The sequence below is a fragment of the Luteibacter sahnii genome (assembly GCF_034063545.1).
Classification (GTDB): Bacteria; Pseudomonadota; Gammaproteobacteria; order Xanthomonadales; family Rhodanobacteraceae; genus Luteibacter; species Luteibacter sahnii.
In genome coordinates this window covers 1-1,618 of record NZ_JAQLOK010000019.1, presented here as the reverse complement: position 1 = coordinate 1,618, position 1,618 = coordinate 1, and the positions used below count along the sequence as shown (strand labels likewise).

Below are 1,618 nucleotides of genomic sequence, written 5' to 3'. Positions count from 1 at the left end.
AGCTCGAAGAAATGATCCTGGCGACCCACCCGAGACACTTGCAACAACTCACCCCACAACTGCGCCAGCAACCACTCTGTCTCACCTTGCGGCGCTTCGTATCCTCGCTTCACCAGCGACTGGGCATCCGGTGCCGGTAACGCCCTGTGATCCAGCTTTCCGTTCGGCGTCAGGGGAAATGCATCCAGTGCCACGTACGCCGACGGCACCATGTACGACGGTAGCGACTCCATCAACGACGCGCGCAACTGCCCGGGAAGGTCTCGCAACCACTTCGCATGCGAAGGATGGTTGAACGGAAGACAACGCTCGGCCCCCTCGTCCACGATGCCGGTGCGAGCCCTCCAATCGATGATCGGAGACTCCCCGCGCGGGAAGACTGCCGCATGGTAGTCGCCGAGCCACGCACTATCGCACCAGTGGAAAACGACATCACATTCGTGCGCTTCGCAGATGCGCCTCACGTCGTCGCACGTCCAACCCTGGCTACGCGACTCGCGCTGCAACGCGCGCAACGCGGTCACGTCGCTGCCGCTGCCGGCATCGCGTAATCGCTCCAGCGCCAACACGTCCGGTCGCACGAACGGATTTGCGATATTCGCGATGCCCAACACGCTCCCGGCATGCCGTTGAATAAGCGCCGCCAGGTCATCCAGCGTCTGCATCGGCGAGTACTCGGTCCACAGCACTGGCACGGACCGCGTACTTGCGTCGGCATCGATGTCGAGCATGACATCGTACCGATAGGCAGACATCTCGGTGCGGTACGGATCGGCCTTGGGCTGGATGCGCACGTCGCGAATCGACGGAAATCGCTCCCGCAATGCCTGGAACCAGGTTGGATCCACCAGCAACTCGAGCTCCGCACGCGCGCGGGTTCGAGTCATTCGATCGAGCACATCCGGCGCGACAGCGCCATCGCTCTGGTATAGCTGCACCGAGAAATGGAAGGCTTCCAATAGGCCATGATGGCGGATGTCGCCCAGGAATACGCATCCCTTCCCATCGAGTAGATCGATCGCGCCGCGGATGACGTTAGCCAGGTAATCGATATCGGGAAAATACTGCACGACCGAGTTGAGCACGATCATATCGAAATCGCCCCGGCGCATATCCGAGAAATCGCTCGCCTGTCGCCGCCACACCTTCGTCTTGGCGACGAGCCGCGAATCGCGCGAGATCTGCGCCGACAAATCGTCCACGGTGGCCGCCGAAATGTCGGTGCCGACGTATGCATCGCAGTCAGGGGCGAGGTTCAGCAGAAGCAGGCCCGTGCCGCAGCCGATCTCGAGTACCTTGCGCGGCGCGAGCGACCGGATGCGCGACAGGGTGCCGTCCAGCCAGGCATGCATTTCCTCGGAAGGAATCGGTTGGCGGGTATAGCTGCTGACCCAGCCCGAGATATTGAAGGCTTTCTCTGCGGTGTCTTTTCCGTCGGTGTACGTTTCGTCGAAGAGGCCGGTCCACTCGTCTACCTGTCTTTCGACGTTCTCGCTCCATCCGTGCGGCGGCGTGTCCTGCGGCACGACATAGGCAACCAGCAGCTTCTCCCCGGACGAGTCTTCGCGTACGGCGACGTGCGCCTGGCGCACGCCCTCGCACTCGTGCAGCCGCGCCT

General features: G+C 62.3%; 1 protein-coding gene. It reads right to left on the bottom strand.

Going from position 1 to position 1,618, the window contains the following annotated elements:
- Positions 1-1,618 (bottom strand): methyltransferase (locus PI246_RS18350; RefSeq protein ID WP_320552770.1); only part of this gene is annotated, 1,618 nt, incomplete at both ends.